The 24,354-nt window shown below is 53.8% G+C and carries 23 protein-coding genes; 4 read left to right on the forward strand and 19 right to left on the reverse strand.

Annotation, left to right across the window (positions count from 1 at the left end):
• The first annotated feature begins 82 nt into the window (after positions 1-82).
• On the forward strand, positions 83-964 hold the full coding sequence (gene dapA / locus ABT56_RS08690) for a 4-hydroxy-tetrahydrodipicolinate synthase (protein WP_047878494.1): 882 nt from the start codon (positions 83-85) through the stop codon (positions 962-964).
• Between the two features lie 36 nt (positions 965-1,000).
• Positions 1,001-2,029 carry an outer membrane protein assembly factor BamC gene (gene bamC / locus ABT56_RS08695; RefSeq protein WP_047878495.1) on the forward strand — a complete coding sequence of 343 codons (1,029 nt, stop codon included), beginning with the start codon at positions 1,001-1,003 and terminating at the stop codon, positions 2,027-2,029.
• 90 nt (positions 2,030-2,119) lie between these two features.
• Here bamC and lipA read toward each other — a convergent pair whose 3' ends face one another.
• The 12 genes from lipA to leuS all read right to left on the reverse strand — a co-directional run bounded on the left by lipA (position 2,120) and on the right by leuS (position 14,772).
• Positions 2,120-3,091 carry a lipoyl synthase gene (gene lipA / locus ABT56_RS08700; RefSeq protein ID WP_047878496.1) on the reverse strand — a complete coding sequence of 324 codons (972 nt, stop codon included), beginning with the start codon at positions 3,089-3,091 and terminating at the stop codon, positions 2,120-2,122.
• A complete protein-coding gene (gene lipB / locus ABT56_RS08705; RefSeq protein WP_047878497.1) occupies positions 3,088-3,756 on the reverse strand; it encodes a lipoyl(octanoyl) transferase LipB in 669 nt (222 codons plus the stop codon). The genes lipA and lipB overlap by 4 nt, the downstream gene beginning before the upstream one ends.
• A 99-nt stretch (positions 3,757-3,855) precedes the next feature.
• Complete coding sequence (gene ybeD, locus ABT56_RS08710; protein WP_047878498.1) at positions 3,856-4,131, reverse strand: DUF493 family protein YbeD; 276 nt, start codon at positions 4,129-4,131, stop codon at positions 3,856-3,858.
• Positions 4,132-4,282: 151 nt separating this feature from the next.
• Complete coding sequence (locus ABT56_RS08715) at positions 4,283-5,458, reverse strand: serine hydrolase (protein ID WP_047878499.1); 1,176 nt, start codon at positions 5,456-5,458, stop codon at positions 4,283-4,285.
• Positions 5,459-5,652: 194 nt separating this feature from the next.
• The gene (locus ABT56_RS08720; RefSeq protein WP_047878500.1) at positions 5,653-6,459 is read right to left on the reverse strand and encodes a septal ring lytic transglycosylase RlpA family protein; all 807 of its coding nucleotides are present in this window, start codon (positions 6,457-6,459) and stop codon (positions 5,653-5,655) included.
• Positions 6,460-7,581 (reverse strand): rod shape-determining protein RodA, encoded by a 1,122-nt coding sequence (rodA, locus tag ABT56_RS08725; protein ID WP_047878501.1) that lies wholly within the window; start codon positions 7,579-7,581, stop codon positions 6,460-6,462.
• Positions 7,578-9,533, reverse strand: coding sequence for a penicillin-binding protein 2 (mrdA, locus tag ABT56_RS08730; RefSeq protein WP_047878502.1), 1,956 nt, complete (start codon positions 9,531-9,533; stop codon positions 7,578-7,580). Before mrdA ends, rodA begins: the two co-directional genes overlap by 4 nt.
• Positions 9,534-9,539: 6 nt before the next feature.
• Entirely contained in the window at positions 9,540-10,010 is a 471-nt protein-coding gene (rlmH, locus tag ABT56_RS08735) for a 23S rRNA (pseudouridine(1915)-N(3))-methyltransferase RlmH (protein WP_047878503.1), read from the reverse strand.
• Positions 10,011-10,013: 3 nt separating this feature from the next.
• Positions 10,014-10,331 (reverse strand): ribosome silencing factor, encoded by a 318-nt coding sequence (gene rsfS / locus ABT56_RS08740; protein ID WP_047878504.1) that lies wholly within the window; start codon positions 10,329-10,331, stop codon positions 10,014-10,016.
• Between the two features lie 125 nt (positions 10,332-10,456).
• On the reverse strand, positions 10,457-11,476 hold the full coding sequence (gene holA / locus ABT56_RS08745; RefSeq protein WP_047878505.1) for a DNA polymerase III subunit delta: 1,020 nt from the start codon (positions 11,474-11,476) through the stop codon (positions 10,457-10,459).
• Positions 11,473-12,069, reverse strand: coding sequence for an LPS-assembly lipoprotein LptE (locus ABT56_RS08750; RefSeq protein WP_047878506.1), 597 nt, complete (start codon positions 12,067-12,069; stop codon positions 11,473-11,475). Before ABT56_RS08750 ends, holA begins: the two co-directional genes overlap by 4 nt.
• A gap of 126 nt (positions 12,070-12,195) precedes the next feature.
• Positions 12,196-14,772, reverse strand: a complete 2,577-nt coding sequence (gene leuS / locus ABT56_RS08755) for a leucine--tRNA ligase (protein ID WP_047878507.1) — start codon at positions 14,770-14,772, stop codon at positions 12,196-12,198.
• 184 nt (positions 14,773-14,956) lie between these two features.
• Here leuS and ABT56_RS08760 point away from each other — a divergent pair, with 184 nt between their 5' ends.
• The gene (locus ABT56_RS08760; protein ID WP_047878508.1) at positions 14,957-15,439 is read left to right on the forward strand and encodes a zinc ribbon-containing protein; all 483 of its coding nucleotides are present in this window, start codon (positions 14,957-14,959) and stop codon (positions 15,437-15,439) included.
• Positions 15,440-15,538: 99 nt separating this feature from the next.
• Here ABT56_RS08760 and ABT56_RS08765 read toward each other — a convergent pair whose 3' ends face one another.
• The 7 genes from ABT56_RS08765 to mtgA all read right to left on the reverse strand — a co-directional run bounded on the left by ABT56_RS08765 (position 15,539) and on the right by mtgA (position 22,772).
• Positions 15,539-16,192 carry a lipid-binding SYLF domain-containing protein gene (locus ABT56_RS08765; RefSeq protein ID WP_047878509.1) on the reverse strand — a complete coding sequence of 218 codons (654 nt, stop codon included), beginning with the start codon at positions 16,190-16,192 and terminating at the stop codon, positions 15,539-15,541.
• A gap of 126 nt (positions 16,193-16,318) precedes the next feature.
• Entirely contained in the window at positions 16,319-17,878 is a 1,560-nt protein-coding gene (gene lnt, locus ABT56_RS08770) for an apolipoprotein N-acyltransferase (RefSeq protein ID WP_047878510.1), read from the reverse strand.
• Positions 17,879-17,881: 3 nt separating this feature from the next.
• Positions 17,882-18,754 carry a CNNM family magnesium/cobalt transport protein CorC gene (gene corC / locus ABT56_RS08775; protein WP_047878511.1) on the reverse strand — a complete coding sequence of 291 codons (873 nt, stop codon included), beginning with the start codon at positions 18,752-18,754 and terminating at the stop codon, positions 17,882-17,884.
• Positions 18,755-18,857: 103 nt separating this feature from the next.
• Positions 18,858-19,322 carry an rRNA maturation RNase YbeY gene (gene ybeY / locus ABT56_RS08780; protein ID WP_047878512.1) on the reverse strand — a complete coding sequence of 155 codons (465 nt, stop codon included), beginning with the start codon at positions 19,320-19,322 and terminating at the stop codon, positions 18,858-18,860.
• The gene (locus tag ABT56_RS08785; RefSeq protein ID WP_047878513.1) at positions 19,322-20,419 is read right to left on the reverse strand and encodes a PhoH family protein; all 1,098 of its coding nucleotides are present in this window, start codon (positions 20,417-20,419) and stop codon (positions 19,322-19,324) included. Before ABT56_RS08785 ends, ybeY begins: the two co-directional genes overlap by 1 nt.
• 80 nt (positions 20,420-20,499) lie before the next feature.
• Positions 20,500-21,924 (reverse strand): tRNA (N6-isopentenyl adenosine(37)-C2)-methylthiotransferase MiaB, encoded by a 1,425-nt coding sequence (miaB, locus tag ABT56_RS08790; RefSeq protein WP_047878514.1) that lies wholly within the window; start codon positions 21,922-21,924, stop codon positions 20,500-20,502.
• 155 nt (positions 21,925-22,079) lie between these two features.
• Positions 22,080-22,772, reverse strand: a complete 693-nt coding sequence (gene mtgA, locus ABT56_RS08795; protein ID WP_084722200.1) for a monofunctional biosynthetic peptidoglycan transglycosylase — start codon at positions 22,770-22,772, stop codon at positions 22,080-22,082.
• A gap of 192 nt (positions 22,773-22,964) precedes the next feature.
• On the opposite strand from mtgA, the gene ABT56_RS08800 reads away from it, so the two are divergent.
• Positions 22,965-24,125, forward strand: coding sequence for a 2-octaprenyl-3-methyl-6-methoxy-1,4-benzoquinol hydroxylase (locus tag ABT56_RS08800; protein WP_047878515.1), 1,161 nt, complete (start codon positions 22,965-22,967; stop codon positions 24,123-24,125).
• Positions 24,126-24,354: the final 229 nt, after the last annotated feature.

Below are 24,354 nucleotides of genomic sequence, written 5' to 3' on the forward strand. Positions count from 1 at the left end.
GTAATTTTTGAGAGATCACCAGACCCTGGAGCCCCCGAAGATAAGGATGCCGGGTCGATAGTTATTCAAGGGGAGTAAGGATATGTTTTCAGGCAGTATGGTTGCGCTGATCACGCCGTTTGATGAGAACGGTGAAGTAGACTACGCCAGTTTGGCGTCGTTGGTAGAATATCACATCGCGGCAGGTACCGACGCTATTGTCTCCGTGGGGACAACTGGCGAATCGACGACCCTGACCGTCGATGAGCACGTCAAGGTCGTTCAGAAGACCGTGGAATACGCACAGGGCCGAGTGCCTGTATTGGCCGGTACGGGGGCAAACGCCACCCACGAAGCCATCACCATGACCAAATTGATGAGCGATACCGGCATTGTCGGTTGCCTGAGTGTCACACCTTATTACAACAAACCAACTCAAGAAGGTTTGTACCAACATTATAAGGCAATCGCGGAATCAACAGAGCTGCCTCAGTTCCTTTACAATGTACCGGGCCGTACCGGTGTTGACTTGCTGCCGGAAACTGTTGCTCGCTTGGCGAAGCTGGACAATATCGTTGGTATTAAAGATGCGACGGCGGATTTGTCACGGGTGAGAAAAACCCGGGAACTTTGCGGGCCTGAGTTTATCCAATTGAGCGGTGATGATGCGACGGGGTTGGACTTCCTCGACGAGGGTGGCCACGGGGTTATTTCGGTGACCGCTAACGTTGCTGCACCAGACATGGCATTGATGTTCAAGCTGGCATTAAGCGGCCAGATGGACGCGGCTCGTGAGATCAATCAACGTCTGATGCCATTGCACAAGCAATTGTTTGTTGAATCAAACCCAATCCCGGTAAAATGGGCAGCACATCAATTGGGCTTGATCACGTATGGCGATTTACGCCTGCCGCTGACCAAGCTAAGTGAAAATGCCCAACCAGTGGTCGAAGCAGCGCTGAAGGATGCGAACGTACTGCTGTAGGTAATGGGCAACCGGCTTTAGAGCGTAGGAAAGCGAATGAATTACAAGTATAAGCTGGTGGCTGCAGCCGTCGCTGTAGCAACATTGGCGGGGTGCTCTGGTGGAGCCGAGCAGCGCCGCCAAGCCAACCAGGATTTTAACTATCTCAAGACCGAGCCTTTGCAGGCCTGGAACATGCCAACGAATGCGCAGCCTTTTCAGGTTTCGGATTATGCCATCCCAGCCCGCCAGTTTAACGGCGGTGTCGGGGCTGCGGTGGATATCCGCCCACCGCAACAGGTATTGGCTTTGATTCCGGGTGCCAGAACAGTAAAAACCGAGCAGGGCGTGGTTTTATTGCTGAGCAAGCCAGAAGAGCTAAGCGACATTTGGGGACTGACCCAAAAAGTGGTGGCTGAGCAAAATATTGCCCTTGTTAGCGAAGGTGCCAATGAGATGGTCACAGACTGGGTCACTTGGACCAATGCTGACGAAGACAGTGAAGTTGGCAGTCGCTACCGGATCACGAGGTCGGCAGAGCCTAGCCGCAACAGCTACCAGATTGAGCTGATCGATTGGCGTGAAGGTGGGGTCAAGCAGCCGGTAACCGCGGACAACAAAGAGCGTTACAGCACGCTGATGACCAATTTGATCACTTCTCGTTATGATCAGGAAGAGCGCGATCGTGCTCGTCTGCGAGCTCAGGAGTTGGTCAAGCAGATCCCGATCTCAATGGGTCAGGATCGTAGCGGTCTGCCGGTTATTATTGCCCGTGCTCCGTACTCCGTGTTCTGGGAGCGTTTCCCTGAAATTCTTGGTCAGATTGGATTCTCTGTGGAAGGCCGCAACCGCTCACAAGGTGAAGTGGAAGTGAAGTTCAAGTCACAGGATGATGAATTCTGGACTGAGTTGGGTACCAAGCCAATTATGCTAGATAGCCGTACCTACAATATCTTGCTGGGTGATTTGGGCAACCGTACCTCGATCAATATCACCAATGCCGACGGCAAGCCGATTACCGAAGAAGCACTGGAAAGCATGGTGCCGGTGATGATGGCGGCCATTGAGCGAGACAACCGCAAGTAATCCGATCCTGCCGGATTTGCCCGGAAAGGATTTAGGGATAATAAAAAACGCTGCCTAGGCAGCGTTTTTTTATGGCGCGAGAATATGGTCTTACTTGACCTCTTCGCCGCGAGCTTGCATATCTGCATGGTAAGACGAGCGGACAAACGGGCCGCAGGCTGCGTGGGTGAAGCCCAGATCCAGTGCGATTTGTTTTAGTTCGTCAAACTCTTCAGGCGGCACGAAACGCTCTACCGGCAGGTGATGGCGGCTTGGTGCCAGATACTGGCCTAGAGTCAGCATTGTCACACCGTGGGCGCGAAGATCCTTCAGTACCTCGATGATCTCTTCTTTGGTCTCGCCCAGACCCATCATCAGGCCTGATTTGGTTGGGATCTCAGGGTGGATTTCCTTGAATTTCTTCAACAGATCCAACGACCACTGGTAGTTAGCTCCCGGACGGGCCTTGCGATATAGGCGTGGGGCGGTTTCCAGATTGTGGTTGAATACATCTGGCGGGTTGTCGCGCAAAACTTCCAGCGCGCGGTCCATACGGCCTCGGAAATCGGGAACCAGGGTTTCGATCTGGATGCCCGGGCTCTTGGCGCGGATCTCGCGGGTACAGTCGGCAAAGTGCTGGGCACCGCCGTCGCGAAGATCATCACGGTCCACTGACGTTACGACAACGTAGCGAAGCTTCATGTCGGCGATGGTCTGCGCCAGCTGGGTCGGTTCCTCGGCATTCGGTGGCAGTGGACGGCCGTGGGCCACGTCACAGAACGGGCAGCGGCGGGTACAGATTGCACCAAGGATCATGAAGGTTGCCGTACCGTGGTTGAAGCATTCTGCCAGATTCGGACAAGATGCTTCCTCACATACCGAATGGAGGTTGTTCTTGCGCATCGCCGATTTGATTTCCTGGATGCGCTTGCTGTCAGACGGCAGCTTGATCTTCATCCATTCTGGCTTGCGCAGGGTCTCTTTTGGCGCTTCTTCCTCAGCGACATTGCGAACCGGGATAAGGGCCATTTTGTCGGCATCACGGTATTTGACACCTTGTTCAATTTTGATTGGTTTACTCATGAATTGCTTTCCGTTTTCCACTCAACGCTCTGGTAATCGAGCAGTTTGACCAGCTCTTTTACTAGTACCGGCTGAACTTCCGCTAATTCTGAAGGCCCATCCAACAACGCAGTTTGCGTCATTTCCATCCCGGCATAACCACAAGGGTTGATACGCAGGAATGGGGCCAGATCCATGTTGATATTGAGTGCCAGACCGTGAAAAGAGCAGCCGCGTCTGATCCGCAGCCCCAGTGAGCATATCTTTTGGTTGTTGACATACACACCCGGTGCGTCAGGGCGGGCGTTAGATTCGATCCCGAAGTGGGACAGGGTATTGATGACCGTATTCTCGATATGGGTTACCAGATCGCGAACGCCAAGTTTCTTGCGGCGCAGGTCTATCAGGATATAGGCCACCAGTTGGCCCGGACCATGATAGGTCACTTGGCCGCCACGATCACTTTGGACGACAGGGATATCACCAGTGTTGAGCAGGTGTTCGGCTTTTCCGGCTTGCCCTTGGGTAAAGACGGGGTTGTGTTCAACCAGCCAGATTTCGTCGGTGCTGTCAGCTGTCCGTTGATCGGTGAATTGGTGCATGGCCTGCCACGTTGGCTCGTAGTCGCGGCGACCAAGATTTCGAATGATGATGTTATTGTTCAAAGTCACATCCGTAAGGCCCATAAGCCCAGCCTGTTAGAGACACCCCCACCTGGGTGTTGGGTGATACATTATAAAACTTGGCGGCTGAATTTACAGCCGCCAATTTATAGGGGATTAGGCTTACAGAACGACGCGGACAATATCGATGTCGCCCAGTTCTTTGTACAGGGTTTCAACCTGCTCAATCGACGTGGCGGTGATACTGATAGATACGGCACTGTAGGTCCCCTTGCCGCTAGGCTTAACGTCAGGGGTGTAATCGCCCGGCGCGTGGCGCTGGATCACTTCAACAACGAGATCGGCCAGTTCAGGTTTGTTGTAACCCATAACCTTGTAAGTAAACTTACAAGGGAACTCTAACAGATCTTTCAGTGTTGCCTGTTCTTGCTGCTGCATGCTGAACTCCGAGGTTTTGCATAGATGTTGCGTTTTAGGCTGTGCATATTAAAGGCTCAGGCCGCTTTTCTCAAGCCATCTTGGCCGCAGGCGGCAGGCCGATAGCAAAGAGGCAGCCCGTGGCTGCCTCTTTGTGTTGCTTATCGCTAGGTTAGTTCAACCAGCCTTTGAATAGCAAAACGATGTAATCGATGAAACGGCTGAAGATGCCGCCTTCGTTGACATTGTTCAAGGCAATCAGCGGGTACTCGGCAATATCCTCGTTCCCTACGCGGTAGTATAGCTTACCGACTACGTCGCCTTTTTTGATCGGTGCTTTCAGCTCTTTTTCAAGAACAAAGCTGGCAGCAAGATCTTTGGTCTGGCCGCGAGGCAGAGTCACGAAGGTATCTTCGGCGACGCCAAGTGCCACTTCATCGGTGTCACCCATCCATACTTTTTCGGTAACGAACGTCTCGTTGGCCTTGTGCGGTGACACAGTTTCGAAGAAACGGAAGCCGTAGTTCAGCAGCTTCTTGCTCTCGGCCTTACGGGCATTCGGGTTCTTGGTGCCCATCACGACAGAGATTAGGCGCATTTTGCCTTCTGTTGCCGTGCTCACCAAGCTGTAGCCGGCATTGTTGGTGTGGCCTGTTTTCAGACCGTCAACGTTCAGGCTCTTGTCCCACAGCAGGCTGTTGCGGTTGTACTGGGTGATGTCGTTGTAAGTGAAGGATTTCTCCTTGTAGATGGCAAACTCTTCTGGTACATCGCGGATCAGGCCCTGAGCCAGCAACGCCATGTCGTATGGTGTTGTGTATAGGTTCGGATTGTCCAGGCCGTGAACGTTGGCGAAGTGGGTTGAATCCATCTTCAGGCTCTTGGCCCAACCGTTCATCAGATCAACGAACGAGTCGGTTGATCCGGCAACGTGTTCAGCCATCGCAACACAGGCGTCGTTGCCTGATTGGATGATGATACCGCGGTTGAGATCTGAAACCTTAACCTCGCTACCGACTTCGATAAACATCTTCGAAGAGCCTGGGAAGTTCTTAGCCCAAGCGTTTTTGCTTACGACAACAGTATCATCCATCGAGATATTGCCGCGCTTGATTTCCTGACCGATAACGTAGCTGGTCATCATCTTGGTCAAACTTGCTGGTGGCAGTTGTTCGAACTCTTTATAGCCAGCCAGAATTTTACCTGAATGGTAATCCATCAGGACGTAGCCCTTGGCAGCGATTTGAGGTGCTTCAGGGACAACCGCTGGTGCAGCCGCAGCGCTTGCTGAAGCCAGCAAGGTGGCTGAGATAGCGACCGAGCGGAAAAGTGCAGCAGATTTCTTCATGGTGGTTGTAACTTAATTTTGTCAGTTGCAAAAAAACTCCACACACTATATCAGATTGTCAATGACAGGCCAGTATTGGCCGCAGATATGACGCTGTGAGGAGTGATGATTGCCAAATTTTGACATTTGGTTGGGGTAAAAAACAACAATGGGCAGCAAAAAGCTGCCACATTGTATGCATATTGGATATCAAATTACGATTTTGGTTCCAATTCACGTTTCGATGTGATGATAAAAGCTTGCGGGTAATGGCTCGATTTTGCCTTGTCGCGCAGTGATACTGCCTCATCGCGGTCGATAAACGGTCCCAAGCGGAGCCGGTAGACTTCACCGGCATCGGATTTTTGAGTATCAATCGGGCTGGCAAATTCCTGCTTGAGCTGGGCTGCCATCGCCTCGGCCTTCTCTGCATCGGTGACCGCTGCCAGCTGGACGAAATAGAAATTCGGGTTGGCCGATTGCCACTCATCAGGGTTGGCGGGCTTTGCTATTCGGATCAGCTCAATACGTACCGGCGCTGTGCCGTTCTTGATGACATCGAGTCGAGCCGCTGCCGCCATGCTGAGGTCGATGATCCGTCCGTCGTGGAACGGCCCGCGATCGTTGACTCGGACAATGGCGGTTTTGCCGTTCTTGGTATTGGTGACTTTGACATAGCTCGGCAGCGGCAGGGTCTTGTGGGCCGCTGTCATCGAGTACATGTCGTAGATCTCGCCATTGGAGGTTTTATGGCCATGAAACTTCTGGCCGTACCATGAGGCATAGCCTTCCTCGATGAATGGCTGATCGCCTCGGACGATTTTGTAGTCTTTGCCGCGCAGGGTGTAATCCTTGTTGCCCGCGAGGCTGAAAGGCTCGTAGCGGGGCTGGGCATCTTCGATGTGATCCAGCGTTGGTGATGATGTCGGTGCGACGTCATCGGCCAGCTCGTAGCGCTCGTCACTCGGGGTTGAGCTGCATCCAGCAATCAGCAGGGCAAGGAAAATAGGGGTAATGCGCATTTAGGTCGCCTTGGACAACATGTTTCTATGGGTATGAATGGACATCAGGATACCAAAACCGGCCATCAAGGTAACCATTGAGGTGCCACCATAGCTGACAAGTGGTAGCGGAACCCCCACGACCGGAAGTAACCCGCTGACCATACCGATATTGACAAAGATATACACGAAGAAGCTCAGCATGATACTGCCGGACATCATGCGTCCGAAAGCCGTCTGGGCTCGGCTTGATAGGATCAGGCCGCGGGCGATGATGAACAGGTAGATAGCGAGCAGGCTGCATACACCAATCAGTCCCCATTCCTCGGCAATCACCGCGAAAATGAAATCGGTATGGCGCTCTGGCAGGAATTCGAGTTGGGACTGGGTACCTTGCAGCCATCCCTTGCCATTGAGCCCGCCGGAGCCGATAGCAATTTTAGACTGGATAATATGATAACCCGCCCCGAGCGGGTCAGATTCAGGGTTGAATAAGGTCAGCACCCGGGTTCGTTGGTAATCACGCATCAGGAAAAACCACAATACCGGAATAAAGGCCCCGAGCAAGCTTCCGGCAAGGGCGATGATCCGCCAGTTGATGCCGGAGAGGAACAAGACAAAGACACCCGAGGCGGCGATAAGGATCGAAGTGCCGAGATCCGGCTGTTTGGCGATCAGGATGGTTGGGACGCAGATGAGCACGAGGGCGATGGTGATGTTTTTCAGGCTGGGGGGAAGGGGACGGTTACCGATAAACCGTGCGACCATCAACGGGACAGCCAGCTTGATCAGCTCCGAGGGCTGGAACCTGACCACCCCGAGGTTGAGCCAGCGTTGCGCCCCTTTGGATACCTCGCCGAACAGCAGCACCCCGAGCAAGAGCAGCAGGCCGACCCCGAACAGATAGGGGGCCCAGGTCTCGTAGTGGCGGGGGGCAATTTGGGCAAGGACAAACATCACCCCGAGCGAGAGCAGCATCCGTACCGCCTGCCGCTCCATCATCTCTAGGTTTTGGCCGCTGGCACTGTACATCACCATCAGGGCGAACCCCATCAGGACAAGGATCCCCGCAAGAAGCGGGAAATCCAAGTGAAGACGGTCACTGAGGGTACGTTTGGCGCCTGCTGCAGCCATGATGCTCATCGGCTTACCTCTGCTATTTTCTGGGCAACCAGCTGCTCAATCGGATCCGCGGTCGCGGGCTTGACCAGCATATGGTCGAAGATCTTACGGGCCAACGGACCGCCGTTGGAGGAGCCGCCGCCGGCATTCTCCAAGACCATCGAGACCACGACGGTTGGCTTTTCGAACGGGGCGAATGCCGTGAACAGGGCGTGGTCACGCAGGTGTTCTTCGAGTTCATCGGCGTTGTATTCCTGATCTTCCGCGAGGCCAAATACCTGCGCCGAACCAGACTTGCCGCCAGCCTTGTATTGTGCCCCGTAGAAGGCGCGGCGAGCGGTACCCCGTTTGCCGTACAGCACTTTCAGCATCCCTTCTTTGGCCACGTCCCAGTCCTCTGGCGCAACATTGTCGATTGGCGGGAAATCGTCGTACTTGGCTGGTACTTCGACATTTTCGTCAATCACATCTTTGAGCAGATGAGGCGCCTGCACTCGGCCATTGTTTACCAGTACGGTCGTGGCCTTGGCAATTTGCAATGGCGTTGCCGTCCAGTAGCCCTGCCCGATGCCGACCGGAATGGTATCGCCCTGATACCACGGCTGGCGGAAACGGGCCTGCTTCCACTCGCGGGTCGGCATGTTGGCCTTGCTCTCCTCGTGGATATCAATGCCGGTGTATTCACCGTAGCCAAAGCGGCTCATCCAACTGGACAGGCGGTCTATGCCCATATCATAGGCCACTTGATAGAAGAATGTATCAACAGATTCCTCGATGGCCTTGTAGATATTGACCTTGCCATGGCCCCAGCGCAGCCAGTCGCGGAACGGTCGGCTGTTGGAGTTCGGGATCCGCCAGTACCCCGGGTCGTTCCGGGTGGTACGGGTTGTGATCACCCCTTCGGTCAGGGCGGCAACGGCAATCATTGGCTTGACGGTCGACGCAGGCGGGTAGATCCCTAGCGTGACCCTGTTGACCAGCGGCCTGTCTTTGTCGTTGAGCAGTTCGCGGTATTTCTTGCCGGAGATCCCGTGGACGAACAGGTTAGGATCGTAGCTTGGGCTTGATACCATCGCCAGCACAGAGGAGTCTCGAGGATCCATGACCACGACCGAGCCGCGTTTGTGCTTGATGACTTCAAGGCCGGTATCGGGGTCGATTTTGCGCTGGGTCAGCAGTTCTTGGACATAGAGCTGTAGCTCGATATCGATATTGAGTTTGATGTCCTTGCCGGGGATCGGCGGGACGTATTTTAGGGTGCGAATGATTCGGCCACGGCTGTTAACCTCGACTTCTTGGTAGCCGGAGGTGCCGTGCAGCAAATCTTCGTAATATTTTTCAACGCCGAGCTTGCCGATATCTCGGGTCGCCTTGTAGTTGTTGATTTTGTCTTCGCGCTCAAGGCGTTCGATATCGCGGTCGTTGATTTTGGCGACATATCCGATGACGTGGGTCAATGCCTCGCCGTATGGGTAGTAGCGCTTGAGGTAAGCCTTTACTTCGACGCCGGGGTAGCGGTGCTGGTTGACGGAAAACAGAGCGACCTGTTCATCGGTCATCTGGTTGAGCAGCGGCACGGACTTGAACCGGCGGGTACGGCGGCGTTCGCGCTCGAAGCGCTCGATTTGGTCGTCGGTCACCCCCATCAAAACCTTCAGGCGCGCGAAGGTATCGGCCATGTCTGGCACTTTTTCCGAGGTGATCTCCAGCGAGTAGACAGGGCGGTTCTCTGCCAGCAGTATGCCATTTCGGTCGTAGATCAGGCCGCGGTTCGGGGCAACCGGAACGATTTTGATCCGGTTGTCGTTGGAACGGGTCTGATAATCTTCGTGCTCGCTGATTTGAATGTGATAGAGGTTGGCGAGCAGAATAGCGACAAGGACTACGATGCCGGCAAATGAGACAAGAGCCCGGCGGAAAAACAACGCCGACTCAGCCCGATGGTCGCGGATCTGTGTTCGCTTTTGTCTCATTGTCGGTTATTCCCTGTGGTATGGGTGGTTGGCAGTGATGCTCCAGGCCCGGTACAGGCTTTCTGCCATGACCACACGCACCAGCGGGTGGGGCAGTGTCAATGGTGACAGTGACCAGCTCTGATCCGCAGCGGCTTTACATGCCGGTGCCAGTCCTTCCGGACCACCAATCAGAATCGACACATCACGGCCGTCGAGCTTCCAGCTCTCGAGCTGCTCGGCTAATTGCTCGGTGTCCCAACGCTTGCCCGGAATGTCCAGGGTGACAATCCGGTTGCCTTTGGGAACGGCTGCCAGCATCGCTTCGCCTTCTTTTTGCAAGATTCGGGCGATATCGGCATTTTTACCTCGTTTGCCAGCAGAGATTTCGATGAGCTCCAACGGCATGTCTTTAGGGAAGCGGCGGCTGTATTCCTTGTAACCTTCCTCTACCCACTTCGGCATTTTCGTGCCGACGGCGATTAACTGTAACTTCATCGATTAGCCCCAAAGCTTCTCGAGTTGGTACAGGTTGCGGGCATCTTCTTGCATGATGTGCAGGATCACGCTGCCCATATCGACGATTACCCACTCGCTATCTTCTTCGCCACTGATCCCGAAAGGAGGGTAGTCAATCAGCTTGGATTCTTTGTTAACGTGATCGGCAATTGAGCTTACGTGGCGGTTTGACGTACCAGTACATAGCACCATGAAGTCGGTGATGCTGGATTTGCCACGTACATCCAGGGTAATGATGTCCTGGGCTTTGATGTCGTCTACTTTATCAACAATAAAATCGTGTAGTTCTTGAACCTGCAAAGGGATCCCCTCGTATCAGTATTGTTTGTAACGTTGCGACCGCTGCATGCCTGGCCGCGATGGAGCGGCGCAGTATAGCATGCAGCGACCTGTTCGATATGCCTTTGGCTATATCTTTACACAGTTTAGGCGGCTGGTAGCCTGATGCCGCACATTTGGGCACAGATCGCCGACAGCGCACTCCAGGGCGAAAAATCGAAGTCTGTTTTCACTTTGACTTCCAATATCGCCAATTGTTGCAGCAAGTGGATAATGACGGGTAGCGGCAGGCGGTGTAGGGCGCCGATGTAGATTTCGCGGCGGCTTTGCCAGATGCGGAAATTCTCAAAAATTTTGCTCAGCGGTGTGCCTTTGCTGCCCATCTCCTGCATTTTGTAAAGCTGGGTCAACTCACGCTGCAAGGTGCGCAGCAGGATGATTGCCTCGACGCCCTCGCCCTCTAGCTGGCGCAATACCCGCTGGCTGCGCTTGGCTTGTCCTGCCAGCAGCGCGTCGAGCAACTGAAACGGCGTGTAGTGGTTATGGCGGCTCAGAGCCTGCTCAAGGCGCAGAATCGTCAGCTCCCCGTCAGGGTAGAGCAGGGTCAGTTTCTGCAGGCTCTGCGCAAGTGCCAGAAGGTTGCCTTCGTGCCATTGGGCCAGCATCTGTACCGATTCTAGATCTGGCTTGAGCCCGAGTTGCTGGCAGCGGCCCTGGATGAAACGGGGCAGGAATTTGGCTTCTGGGGTATTACACGGAATGTAGAGGCCGTTGGTCTCCAACGCCTTGAACCACTTGGCTGCTTCTTGCTTCTTGTTCAGGCGTGGCCCTTGCAAAACCAGCAGGATATCCGGATTGAGGCAGTCGATAACCTCTTGCAGTGATTTTGTCTGCGGGACAGTAAGGCCGGCCTCGGGCAGCTCCAGCTCAATGAGCTGGCGCGATGAGAACAGGCTCATTGCCTGACAGCAGTCGATAACCTGGTTCCAGTCGAGCTGGGCATCGACGGTGAAGGCATGGCGCTCGTCAAAGCCTGCCGCCGTGGCAGCTTGACGGATCTGGTCGTTGGCTTCGAGCTTTAGCAAGGGTTCGTTGCCAAACAGCAGGTAGGCTTGGCGCAGCCCTTTGCCGAGCTGCTGCGCCAGTTGTTCAGGGTAAATCCTCATTGTGCAGATTCAACCTGCAATGTGGTGCTGGTCTTGCTGTCCTGTTCCAGTTTGGCCTTAAGCTCAGCCTCTTCCATTTGGTTGAATACCGCAGTCAGGCGGGCTAGCTGGCGCATGATCTGGCGAGCGGCTTGCTGGCGCATCTCATCTTCAATCATGTCGCGCTCCACTGATTTAGCCAGTGCTGTCAGCGGGTTGTCGAGGAAAGTGCGGTTAACACGGGTGGTGTAGGCTTGGCGGCCTTTTTCTGGTACGACAATGCTGTAGTTGACGGTATAAGTCAGTTCGTACTCAGCGGCGCGGGCATTCTGATAGAGCGACAAGGTGCGTTCACCGGTTGATTCGCTGATCAGGTGCAGGTTAGGGACATTGCTAGATGGTTGCACAGGTTCAATGCCGTGCAGTTTGAATTGGGATTCGACTTGGCGCGTCAATTGGCCGTATGGGTCGAAACTGGTCAGGGATAATTTGGCAATGTCGTCGGGCAGCATGTAGTTGCCGCGAAGGTGGAAGCCGCAGGATGCTGTTAGCAATGCCAGCATAACGACCGTAAGGGATCGGATAGTGCTTTTGATAGAAAATAAAGCTAACACCGAGTCTGCTCCATGATAAAGGGTGAAAACTGACCGGCTGACGCAGGTAATTCTAATGTGGGATGTGTGAGCCGGTAAATCTGTGGCTCCGCGAGGGAGCCACAGGTTAGGCAATGGGAACGCTTGTTAGTTCGCAACAATGTTCAGTAGTTTGCCCGGTACGTAGATCACTTTGCGAATGGTTACATCGCTAGTGAACTTGGTAACGCTTTCATCAGCCATGGCAAGTGCTTCTACTTGCTCTTTGGTTGCGTCGGCTGCAACAGTCAACTTGGCGCGAAGCTTGCCGTTTACCTGAACGATAATCAGCTTCTCGTCTTCAACCATCGCCTTCTCGTCAGCAACCGGCCACTCGGCGTTGTCGATGTTGCTCTCGCCCAGTGCTTCCCACATTTCGAAACAGATGTGTGGAGTCATTGGGTACAGCATACGTACGATAGCCTTTAGCGCTTCGTCTAGTAGAGCACGGTCTTGTGCGCTGTCCTGAGACGCTTTCGCCAGCTTGTTCATCAGCTCCATCACTGCTGCGATAGCGGTGTTGAATGTCTGACGACGGCCGATGTCATCGCTTACTTTAGCAATAGTCTTGTGCACGTCACGGCGTAGGGCTTTCTGATCGCCAGACAGTGTTGCCACGTCAAGCGCTTCAACGGCACCTTTCTCAGTGTGCTCTTTCACCAGTTTCCATACACGCTTCAGGAAGCGGTTTGCGCCTTCAACGCCAGATTCCTGCCACTCAAGGGTCATGTCAGCTGGTGATGCGAACATCATGAACAGACGAACGGTGTCGGCACCGTATTTGTCGACCATTTCCTGCGGGTCGATACCGTTGTTCTTAGACTTAGACATTTTGATCATGCCTGAGTGCTCAACGCTGCGACCTTCGTTGTCTTTTGCCGCGACAATACGACCTTTGCCATCACGCTCAACAGTTACGTCTGTTGGAGACACCCACTCTTTACCGCCTTTCTCGGTTTCGAAGTAGAACGCATCCGCCAGTACCATGCCCTGACATAGCAGCTGCTTGAACGGCTCGTCAGATGTTACGTAACCTGCGTCACGTAGCAGTTTGTGGAAGAAGCGAGAGTACAGCAGGTGCATACAAGCGTGCTCGATACCGCCGATGTACTGATCTACTGGTAGCCAGTAGTTTGCTTTTTCTGGGTCTAGAATGTCGTCAGCCTGTGGTGAACAGTAACGTGCGTAGTACCAAGAAGACTCCATGAACGTATCGAACGTGTCAGTCTCGCGTAGAGCCGGTTCGCCGTTAAAGGTGGTCTTCGCCCACTCTTTGTCCGCTTTGATTGGGCTGGTAACGCCGTCCATTACCACGTCTTCAGGCAGGATCACAGGCAGCTGGTCAGCTGGCACTGGATGTACTTCGCCATCTTCAGTGGTGACCATTGGGATTGGAGCACCCCAGTAACGCTGACGAGACACACCCCAGTCACGTAGACGGAAGTTAACTGTCTTGGTGCCTTTGCCTTCTGCTTCCAGTTTCGCTGCGATTGCATCGAACGCGCCTTGGAAATCCAAACCGTCGAACTCGCCAGAGTTGAACAGGATGCCTTTTTCCGTGTAGGCCGCTTCGCTGATATCCAGCTCGCTGTCGTCAGCAGGTTTGATAACCGGCATGATGTCCAGGCCGTACTTGGTCGCGAACTCGTAGTCGCGTTGGTCGTGGGCTGGAACAGCCATTACTGCGCCTGTGCCGTAATCCATTAGGACAAAGTTGGCAACGTACACAGGTACTTCGCGGCCGTTAAGCGGATGGATAGCAGTCAGGCCAGTGGCCATGCCTTTCTTCTCCATCGTGGCCAGTTCTGCTTCGGCAACCTTGGTGTTGCGGCATTCGTCGATGAAAGCAGCAAGCTCAGGGTTGTTCTGGGCAGCAAAAGCGGCTAGCGGGTGGCCCGCAGCAATGCTTACGAAAGTCACGCCCATCAGGGTGTCTGGGCGGGTGGTGTAGACTTCAAGCGGCTTGTCCTGGCCAATAACGTTGAACTCAAGCTCAACGCCTTCAGAGCGGCCGATCCAGTTGCGCTGCATGGTCTTAACCATCTCAGGCCAGCCATCTAGCTGATCAAGGTCGTCAAGTAGCTCTTGTGCGTACTCGGTGATCTTGATGAACCACTGTGGGATTTCCTTTTGCTCTACAGGCGTGTCACAACGCCAGCAGCAGCCGTCTTCAACCTGTTCGTTAGCCAGTACTGTCTGGTCGTTTGGACACCAGTTAACAGAAGAGGTCTTCTTGTATACCAAGCCTTTGTTGTACAGCTTAGTGAAGAACTCCTGCTCCCAGCGGTAGTATTCTGGGGTACAGGTCGCGAATTCGCGGTTCCAGTCGTAGCCGAAGCCCAGCAGCTTAAGCTGGTTCTTCATGTATTCGATGTTTTCGTATGTCCAAGGCGCCGGCGCAGTCTTGTTTTTCACTGCGGCGTTTTCTGCCGGTAGGCCGAAGGCATCCCAGCCGATTGGCTGCATGACGTTCTTGCCCTGTAGGCGCTGGTAACGAGAAACCACATCACCGATGGTGTAGTTACGCACGTGGCCCATGTGCAGTCGGCCACTTGGGTACGGGAACATAGAGAGACAGTAGAATTTCTCTTTATTAGCGTCTTCAGTCACAACAAATGTTTGATTGTTGTCCCAATGTTCCTGAACTTTCTGTTCAATGTCCTGTGGACGATATTGTTCTTGCATCGATGGCATCCGGGATTTTGTGAGTTGAGTACAAACACATTCAATATAATCGACATAGAATAACTAAAGGTAAAGGTGTCAACAATAGCTGAAATCATTTCGGTGGCGAATTGTTGGTAACCTACAAGGTTATCACTCCAAACAGGCTGCAAAGTTCGGCCTGGAGCAATAAAGGAGGAGAACGATGGCTAAGCGGCAAGCAGAATATGAAGCGCTTCTGGAGCAGGTGAAAGAAACGCTCAAGCATAGCCCGGATGAACTCAAGCATTGGGCGGAGGTGACAGAGCAGTACCGTCAGGCGGCCAGTGATATGACCAAAGATGAGCTGGCACTGATTTCTGCCTATCTCAAGCGTGACTTGCAGGAGTTCGGGGAGCATGCCGACAGCAGTTCGGTGCCGTTGAGCGAGAGCCCGTTTTACAACGTGGTACGCGAGACAATATGGGAAGGGCTGGCTGAAATTACCGACAAAACCCAGATTGAGTGGCATGAGGTGATGGACGATTTGCAGCACCAGGGGGTCTATGAAGCCGGTGAGCTCGTCGGACTGGGTAATTTAGTGTGTGAGAAATGTGGCCACCGCGAGCTGATCACCCATGTTAAGGCTATTTCGCCGTGTCTCAAGTGCGGCCATACCCGATTCACTCGTCAGCCCCTCTCGCCTTAGTGCGAGGTTGTCGGTCTGTCATTATTTAACGACAAAACAGCGGGCCAATTGGTCCGCTGTTTTTGTTGGTGCCGGGACCTCTTGTAATCATCCCGTAATCTAGGGGCGCTCCAAGGTACCGACGACTACGGCGGTGGGTTCTGCATTGTCCTGCGCCGAGGTGTTAGGGGGCGTGGTCTGCTGGCCCAGAGGCGTATAGTTGAATTTTTGGCCGGCAATCGATGCCTCTATCATCATCCCGCCCTTGGCGAAGGTAAAGACGGCTACCCCGTTGGTGTAGCTGGCATCCATATGGTGCTCTCCCGAGCTGGCACTGAGCCCCGCGGTACCGGCTTTGGCTTGCGCGCCTTCCGTTAGGGCGACGGCCGATGCCTGTGCGTCGAGATCGAAGTTACCGCTGGTGAAGCGCTTGAAAGCGCGTTGATCTTGGAAGAAGATGATTTCGCTGTATGCCTGCCCGCCAAACTGAAGGCCCAGTGATAGCTGGTAAAGTTTGGCGTGTCCGGTGACATGCTCGTTCTGATAGACGGTACCCGTGCCGTATGCGCCACCGATCCAGAAACCGCCTTTGCCGACGGATGGGAAGACAGCATAGCCATAGGCGGAATGGAAAAAGGGCTGGGTCTCTGGTGCGGCTCGGAAGCTGTCCAATGCCGCCTGTGTCTCTAACTTATCTTTTGCAACAGAGCCTGTTGCGATGCACAGCAGGGCGACGGCGCTGAGCATGGTGAAGAGCTTGGAGATTGTTTTCATATCGCGATTCCCTGCAGCTGTAAAAATGTCCCCTCAATATTAGCAAGGCAAATAAAAAGGCGAAGGGGTTACCTTCGCCTTTTGCTGGTTTTTCAGTGTAGATTCAGCCTTTTTGCCACCGAGTTCTCAGTCGTGGTAGTTAACCTGCGGCTGTTGATCGCGGAAGCGCCCGGCCTGACGGCGGACGAGAAGCCACGATAGGGCAATAGACCATAGCATGTAGATGTACAACGGCCAGCTGCCTAGCGTTGTGTACGGGGTCATGCCGGTAGTAGGGATGACCTCGGTACGTAACACGGCACTTTCGAACTGTGGGATCGAGGCGATGATCTTGCCGTTATGGTCAACCACGCCGGTCAGGCCGCTATTGGTTGCGCGCAGTAGCGGCTTGCCGAGCTCTAGTGAGCGCATCTGGGCGATCTCCATGTGCTGGAATGGGCCAATGGAGCGGCCGAACCAAGTGTCGTTGGAGAGCGTCAGGAGGAACTCGGTATCGACATTGACATTGCGGCGTACCTGCTCGCTGAACGCGACCTCGTAGCACAGTGCCGGAGCCAGCGAATGGCCATTGGCTTCGAGGTTGGGCTGAATATAGCTTCCCCGGCTGAACGATGACATCGGCAGGTTGAAGAACGGGGCCAATGGGCGGAGGATATCCTCGAACGGCACGAACTCGCCAAACGGCAGCAGATGGTACTTGCTGTAGCGCTCGGCACCATCGTAATGGTACGGCCCGACGGCATTGACACCCAGGGTCAGGATATTGTTGAAGAACTGGCCCTTGTCGTTCTGGTCAAGGATCCCGGTGATCACCGTGCTGTGGTTGTTGCGGGCGGCAGCATCCAGGTTCTGGAGGAAGGTCGGAACCTGTTTCTCCAGTGCGGGGACGGCGGCTTCCGGCCAGATGATCAGATCTGCCCCCCAGTTCTCCCGGGTGAGATCCGTATATTTCATCAGGGTCGGCCAACGTTGGCTTGGCAGCCACTTGATTTCCTGCGGCACGTTGCCTTGGATCATCGCGACATCGACGGCCTTGCTAGGCTCAGGGGTAACCCAGGCTTTTTGTCCCGCAAGAAGGCTGATCCCTACGATGAGAGCGGGTACCAGCAGCGGTTGCCAGCGACGGTAATAGCAGGCCGCCGCAAGTGCACCGCTGGACAGTACCAATGCCAGTGTAATGCCCTCTACGCCCAGAATCGGGGCGAGGGGGGCAAACGGGCTGTCTATTTGGCCATAGCCCATCCACAACCAAGGGAAGCCGGTCATCAGCCAACCGCGAACCCAGTCAAGGAGCAACCAGATCACCGGTCCGCTCAGCATCAGCTGGTGGAACGGTCGCCCGCGGTTGAAGGTATTGAACAGGTAGCCGAACAAAGCCGGGTAGAGGGCGAGGTAGGAGATAAGCAACGCCATCAGCGTCCAGCCGGCCAGCCAAGGCATTCCGCCGAAATTGGCAATGCTGACGTGGACCCAGCTGATCCCAGAGCTGAATAACCCTAATCCCCACAGGAAACCGATCAGGGCTGAACGCTTGGCTGATTGATTTTGCAGTAGGATGAATAAGGCAAACAGGGAGGCGGGAGCGAGGTACCAATGATGGTATGGAGCGAAAGAAAGGGTGGCTAGCGCACCTGCTGGGACAGCCAGCGCAGGCTGTCCCAACTTCATAATGGTTTGTTTTGTCATTCGTTATGATGTTGTTGTCGGTTGATGTGCTTCATGCGGCACGGTCACTTGCAACTGAATCACACGGCGGTTGTCTGCCGACGTTACCTTGAAAGAATAACCATCCAACTCAACAACTTCGCCTCGTGTCGGCAAGTGGCCGAAACTGGTCATAACCAGACCGCCTACAGTATCGACTTCCTCGTCACTGAATTGAGTCTGGAACAGTTCATTGAAATCTTCAATGGTCGCCAGAGCTTTTACCGCATAGGTATGTTTGCTTAACTGACGGATATCCTGCTCTTCCTCGTCGTCGAATTCGTCTTCGATTTCGCCGACGATCTGCTCGAGGATATCTTCAATGGTTATAACTCCTGACACCCCGCCGAATTCATCGACGACGATGGCCATATGGTAGCGCTCCTCGCGGAACTCTTTAAGCAGGCGGTCTACACGCTTGCTTTCAGGTACTACGACCGCTGGTCGCAAAACCTTGTCCATGTCGAACGGCTCGCTGTTTGGCAGCAGGTAACGCAGTAGATCTTTGGCAAGGAGGATCCCTTCCACGTGGTCTTTGTCGTCACTGATCACCGGGTAGCGAGAGTGCTGGGCGTCAACAATTAAATTAATCAGATCTTCTAACTTCTGAGAACGATCGACCGTGGCCATTTGAGAGCGAGGGATCATGATATCGCGAACCCGCATCTCGGCGATTTCCATAACACCTTCGAGCATATCGCGGGTGTCGTGGTCGATCAGTGCGTTTTCTTCTGAATCGCGGAACACTTCGACAAGATCTTCGCGGTTCTGCGGCTCAGCTTGGAAAAGTTGGCCAATACGTTCAAAGAAGGACTTTCTACTCGGACCTTCAGAATTCTGTGAGTTATCTTCGTTCATTGCTTGTAAGGAATTACTTCTATATCAGTTAAGTGGCTGTGCCACAGGGAAAAATACGGCAGCTTCGCCGCCGTACCTATTAGACAACAAAAAGAGCCAATGGTTACAGCTTTTCTGCGGCATACGGATCAGAAAAACCCATGTTTTGCATGATTTCCGTTTCCAAGCCTTCCATTTCCTCAGCTTCATCATCTTCGATGTGGTCATAACCTAGCAGATGCAGGCTGCCATGTACAACCATATGTGCCCAATGTGCCGATAGTGGCTTTTCCTGCTCAATTGCTTCTTTTTCGACAACTTGGCGACAAATGACCAAATCACCCAAAAGTTCGAGCTCGACACCAGGCGGTGTTTCGAACGGGAAGGTCAGAACATTGGTCGGTTTGTCCTTACCGCGATATTGGTGGTTGAGGGCGTGGCTCTCTTCCTCGTCAACTAAGCGGATGGTCACTTCGGCATCTGGCTGGAACGGGGCAATTGCCGCATCGAGCCATTGTTGGAAGTCGCTTTCGCTTGGCATTCCGTCGGTATTTTCTGTGGCGACTTGGAGGTCAAGGTAAATAGCCATTACTCTGTTTTTTCCGTTTCTACATGTGGGTTGGCTTGATTGGCCAACAGTGCTGCTTGATTAGCGGCCTGTTCGTCACGGCGACGCTGCTCATTGAGCTTGCGTTGTTTCTGATCTTCGTTTTCCCATACTTCGTAGGCCTGTACGATGCGGGCAACCACTGGGTGGCGGACGACATCATCGGCTTGGAAGAAGTTGAAGCTGATCTCGTCAACGTCCGATAGCACCTCGATAGCATGGCGCAGACCGGAGCGGGCACCGCGCGGCAGGTCGATCTGGGTGACGTCACCGGTGATCACCGCCCGCGAATTGAAGCCGATACGGGTCAGGAACATCTTCATCTGCTCGACCGTGGTGTTCTGGCTCTCATCGAGGATGATAAAGGCATCGTTAAGGGTACGGCCGCGCATGTAGGCCAGCGGGGCGACTTCGATAACGTTGCGTTCAATCAGTTTCTCGACACGCTCGAAGCCCAGCATTTCGAACAGGGCGTCATAGAGCGGGCGCAGGTATGGATCGACCTTCTGGCTTAGGTCCCCCGGCAAGAAACCGAGCTTCTCGCCGGCCTCGACCGCTGGGCGGGTCAGCAAGATGCGGCGGATTTCCTGGCGCTCGAGGGCATCAACCGCGGCGGCAACAGCAAGGTAGGTTTTACCGGTACCGGCAGGGCCGACCCCGAAGGTAATGTCATGGCGGACCATGTTGGCGATGTACTGGGCCTGGTTCGGAGTCCTTGGCTTGATAACGCCTTTCTTGGTCTTGATGACGACTTCCTTGCCGTAGGGAATGCTGGACTCGATGTTTTGCTCGAGAACCCCAGATTCTTTGATGGCAAGGTGGATTTGCTCAGGCTCGATATCTGGCACGTTGTTGCGAACCGGTGCGGTATCGACGTAGAGCGTCTTGATGATGTCAGCGGCGGCTTGGGCCGTATGCGGCTGGCCGACAATGCTAAAGCTGCTGCTGCGGTGGTTGATTTCTACACCCAAACGGCGTTCAAGTTGTTTAATGTTATCGTCGAAGGGGCCACAAAGGCTGGAAAGGCGCTGGTTATTGGCGGGTTCCAGATTAAATTCAATGGTAATAACTTTGCTCAAGATTTGCCTCTCAATAGGGCTGCCCGGATGGGCAGCCTCTGGTTCAGGGCTCGTCCTACTTGTGTCGAACGGGCGTCTTACTATGGAGTATATACGCCTACACCCAATTCATCTTCTTTGCGTGTCTTTTCCATTACCTCGGCTGGAGACATGGCAACGCGAAGGTTCATTTCGGCTTCGGTACGTACCAGTTCACCACGCAGTGAGTTGGTCAAGACATCGGTGATTTTCACGTCAACGAACTGGCCGATGAGATCGGCTGAGCCTTCAAAGTTGACGATGCGGTTGTTTTCCGTACGGCCGCGTAGTTCCATGATGTTTTTCTTCGATGGACCTTCAACCAGAATACGCTGCTCGGTGCCAAGCATTTGGCGGGCATGGCGCATTGCCTGGCTGTTCACCTGCTGCTGCAGTTCGTACAGGCGTGTTTTCTTCACCTCTTCCGGAATATCACACGGATAATCGGCTGCCGGAGTACCCGGGCGAGGGGAGAAAATAAAGCTGAAGCTGATATCGAAATCGATATCGCGAATGAGCTTCATCGTATCTTGGAAGTCTTGGTCCGTTTCACCTGGGAACGCAACAATGAAGTCGGAGCTCATGGTGATGTTTGGACGAACTTTTCGCAGCTTGCGGATTTTCGACTTGTATTCAAGCACCGTGTGAGGGCGCTTCATCATGGTAAGAATACGATCTGAGCCACTTTGAACCGGCAGGTGCAAGTAGTCAACAAGCTCTGGCGTATCTTCATAGGCCTCGATGATATCATCGGTGAACTCGATTGGGTGGCTGGTGGTGTAGCGAATACGGTCAATACCGTCAATCGCTGCGACCAGGCGCAATAGCTCAGCAAAAGTGGCGATCTCACCATCGTGCATTGGGCCACGGTAGGCGTTTACGTTCTGACCCAATAGGTTAACTTCGCGCACGCCTTGATCGGCTAGCTGGGCAATTTCGAACAGCACGTCGTCAAGCGGGCGGCTAACTTCTTCACCACGGGTGTATGGTACGACACAGTAGGTACAGTACTTTGAGCAGCCTTCCATAATTGATACGAACGCAGTTGGGCCTTCAGCCCTTGGTTCTGGCATGCTGTCGAACTTTTCGATTTCCGGGAAAGAAATATCCATAACCGGCGCTTCGGTATTTTGTGACTGCTTGATCATTTCTGGCAGGCGGTGCAGTGTCTGCGGGCCAAAGATCACATCCACATAGGGCGCACGTTTACGGATAGAGTCACCTTCCTGGGTTGCCACACAACCACCGACACCGATAACCAGGCCAGGTTTCTTGTCTTTAAGTGTCTTCCAGCGGCCAAGCTGATGGAAAACTTTCTCCTGAGCCTTTTCACGGATCGAGCAGGTATTGAGCAGCAGAACATCTGCTTCTTCTGGTTCTTCCGTTAACTCGAAGCCATTGGCTGCATTTAGAAGATCGGCCATTTTCGATGAATCGTATTCGTTCATCTGGCAACCCCAGGTTTTAATAAGCAGTTTCTTAGCCATGTCTAACTCTTCACTCGTAGTGTTTATTCATTGCATTCAACATTGCATCGTTCAGTCAGCACATTCAAGTAGGGTGGTGACTGTAGCAAGCCGCGTATTGTACTGCTTTACGCCCTGCCTGACCAGATCATCACCACCCCGAATAAAATGTGGGTTTAGCGATCAAGGCGGTCAAGGGTTTGTGTACCGAGTTGGCGCATTTGCTGGCGAATCCAGCGCGCCCTCTTTTTAATATAGGAGCTGGCGGGCGCAGGGCTCATCCGGTAGGGATTGGGAAGAACAGCGGCTAGCTGGGCGGCCTGCTGGGGCGTCAGCCGGGAAGCCGGGCGGCTGAAGAAGGTCTGGCTGGCGGCTTCGACGCCATAGACCCCCGGCGCGAACTCGACGATGTTGAGGTAGACCTCTAGGATCCGAGACTTGCTCCATAGCCACTCCATCCACAGGGTGAAATAGAGCTCAACACCTTTGCGCAAGAAGGTGCGTGAGGGAAACAAAAACAGGTTCTTGGCCGTCTGCTGGGTGATAGTACTGCCGCCGCGGGAGGGACTGTCGGTGCCAGCCTGTTTGATGATGGTGAGTACCGCATTGATATCGACGCCGTGGTGGCTGGGGAAGTGCTGGTCCTCCGAGGCAATGACCGCCAATTGCATGGCTGGGGATATCTGTTTTAGATCGACCCAGTCATGCGCGGTGAAGGGCGGGAAATCCTTTGGCGGGAACAGGGAGCGGTGGATCTGCCAACCCCATATGGGCGGGTCGATAAATTTACCCGCCGCGACAAGGAAGACGGGAAAAGCCAGAATAAATAGGATAGTACCGAGCAGGATGTGTTTTAGACGGCGTAGCAAGCGTATTCTCCGTAGATGGGGTGAGCGAGTCAGATCATCCGCCGATGATTGACACTGCCTAGTGTAGGGAATTTCGGTAAAATGGGTATATCGCGCTGCGGGTTTTCTTGAATTTTTCGAGTTTAGCCAAGGTGGTAGGAAGCAGCTGCGGTATAGTGGCGTTAATAATATAGACACAGCAGTGGAGCCTAAATGGAACAGTTTGACGTGGTTGTAGCCGGTGGCGGGATGGTCGGTGCTGCAACGGCCATTGGTTTGGCCCAGCAGGGGCTGGCGGTGGCAGTGGTTGAAGGCATCGAACCCAAGGCGTTTGATTCAGAGCAGCCGATGGACTTGCGCGTATCGGCAATTTCCCCACATTCTGTCGCCTTGCTTCAGCAATTGGGAGCGTGGGATGACGTTTTGGCGATGCGCCTGTGCCCTTACAAACGGCTTGAGACGTGGGAGCACCCAGAATGCCGGACGCGTTTCAGCGCCGATCAGATGCAGCTTGACCAGTTAGGCTTCATTGTAGAAAACCGGGTGATTCAGCTGGCCCTCTGGCAGCAATTCGAGCAGTACCCGACGCTTACATTATTGTGCCCGGCGAAAATCCGATCCTTGGCCAACCACGATAATGGCACCGAGGTTACGCTTGATGACGGGCGACAATTATTGACCCGGCTGGTTGTTGGGGCCGACGGTGCCAATTCCCAGATCCGCCAACAGGCTGGGATTGGGATCACCGCATGGGATTACCGCCAGCACTGCATGTTGATTAATGTCAGAACAGATTTACCCCAGCAAGATATTACATGGCAGATGTTTACCCCGCATGGCCCGCGTTCTTTCCTGCCACTGCCGGGCCATCAGGGATCGCTGGTATGGTATGACAGCCCGCAGCGGATTAAACAATTATCGGCTATGCCCAATGCTCAGCTGGCCGAGCAGATCCGCCATCATTTCCCTGCCGAGCTGGGAGGTTTTGAGATCCTCGGTCACGGTAGCTTCCCACTTACGCGGCGTCATGCACAACATTATGTTAAGCCGGGTGTGGTTTTGGTCGGTGATGCCGCCCATACCATCAATCCATTGGCCGGGCAGGGGGTGAATCTTGGCTTCAAGGATGTCAGCGTGCTGCTGGAGGAAATTGAAAAGGCGAAGCAGGATTGGGACTGTATGGCTGTATTGGCCAATTATGAACGTCGCCGCCGGCCTGATAATTTGTTGATGCAGGCCGGGATGGATTTTTTCTACACGGCATTTAGCAATGATTTACTGCCGGTGAAACTATTGCGCAATATCGGTCTAAAGGCGGCGGAACACGCAGGGCCGCTCAAGCACCAGGTACTGAAGTATGCGATGGGACTTTAGTTTTTTGTAACTGTCGTTTGTAATGGATTTGGAAGGAAGCGGGCGGAGTCCCGCTTTTTTGCGGGCAAAGAAAAAGCCGGATGTAATTAAAACACCCGGCTCCACAACCAGAGAGATACGATCATTTGAGTAGGTTGTAAAACAGATTGTATTCTGAGTTTTGCCAAAATTCAGGCAAAAGAAAACCCACCAAAGGTGGGTTTCTAAATGATGGTGCGGAAGGAGAGAC

Source organism: Photobacterium aquae, from assembly GCF_001029445.1.
GTDB lineage: Bacteria > Pseudomonadota > Gammaproteobacteria > Enterobacterales > Vibrionaceae > Photobacterium > Photobacterium aquae.

Excerpts from the sequence above, each read along its gene's own strand:
- dapA (WP_047878494.1), top strand. The coding sequence starts at position 83 with ATGTTTTCAGGCAGTATGGTTGCGCTGATCACGCCGTTTGATGAGAAC.
- bamC (WP_047878495.1), top strand. The coding sequence starts at position 1,001 with ATGAATTACAAGTATAAGCTGGTGGCTGCAGCCGTCGCTGTAGCAACA.
- lipA (WP_047878496.1), bottom strand. The coding sequence starts at position 3,091 with ATGAGTAAACCAATCAAAATTGAACAAGGTGTCAAATACCGTGATGCC.
- lipB (WP_047878497.1), bottom strand. The coding sequence starts at position 3,756 with ATGGGCCTTACGGATGTGACTTTGAACAATAACATCATCATTCGAAAT.
- ybeD (WP_047878498.1), bottom strand. The coding sequence starts at position 4,131 with ATGCAGCAGCAAGAACAGGCAACACTGAAAGATCTGTTAGAGTTCCCT.
- ABT56_RS08715 (WP_047878499.1), bottom strand. The coding sequence starts at position 5,458 with ATGAAGAAATCTGCTGCACTTTTCCGCTCGGTCGCTATCTCAGCCACC.
- ABT56_RS08720 (WP_047878500.1), bottom strand. The coding sequence starts at position 6,459 with ATGCGCATTACCCCTATTTTCCTTGCCCTGCTGATTGCTGGATGCAGC.
- rodA (WP_047878501.1), bottom strand. The coding sequence starts at position 7,581 with ATGAGCATCATGGCTGCAGCAGGCGCCAAACGTACCCTCAGTGACCGT.
- mrdA (WP_047878502.1), bottom strand. The coding sequence starts at position 9,533 with ATGAGACAAAAGCGAACACAGATCCGCGACCATCGGGCTGAGTCGGCG.
- rlmH (WP_047878503.1), bottom strand. The coding sequence starts at position 10,010 with ATGAAGTTACAGTTAATCGCCGTCGGCACGAAAATGCCGAAGTGGGTA.
- holA (WP_047878505.1), bottom strand. The coding sequence starts at position 11,476 with ATGAGGATTTACCCTGAACAACTGGCGCAGCAGCTCGGCAAAGGGCTG.
- leuS (WP_047878507.1), bottom strand. The coding sequence starts at position 14,772 with ATGCAAGAACAATATCGTCCACAGGACATTGAACAGAAAGTTCAGGAA.
- ABT56_RS08760 (WP_047878508.1), top strand. The coding sequence starts at position 14,957 with ATGGCTAAGCGGCAAGCAGAATATGAAGCGCTTCTGGAGCAGGTGAAA.
- ABT56_RS08765 (WP_047878509.1), bottom strand. The coding sequence starts at position 16,192 with ATGAAAACAATCTCCAAGCTCTTCACCATGCTCAGCGCCGTCGCCCTG.
- lnt (WP_047878510.1), bottom strand. The coding sequence starts at position 17,878 with ATGACAAAACAAACCATTATGAAGTTGGGACAGCCTGCGCTGGCTGTC.
- corC (WP_047878511.1), bottom strand. The coding sequence starts at position 18,754 with ATGAACGAAGATAACTCACAGAATTCTGAAGGTCCGAGTAGAAAGTCC.
- ybeY (WP_047878512.1), bottom strand. The coding sequence starts at position 19,322 with ATGGCTATTTACCTTGACCTCCAAGTCGCCACAGAAAATACCGACGGA.
- miaB (WP_047878514.1), bottom strand. The coding sequence starts at position 21,924 with ATGGCTAAGAAACTGCTTATTAAAACCTGGGGTTGCCAGATGAACGAA.
- ABT56_RS08800 (WP_047878515.1), top strand. The coding sequence starts at position 22,965 with ATGGAACAGTTTGACGTGGTTGTAGCCGGTGGCGGGATGGTCGGTGCT.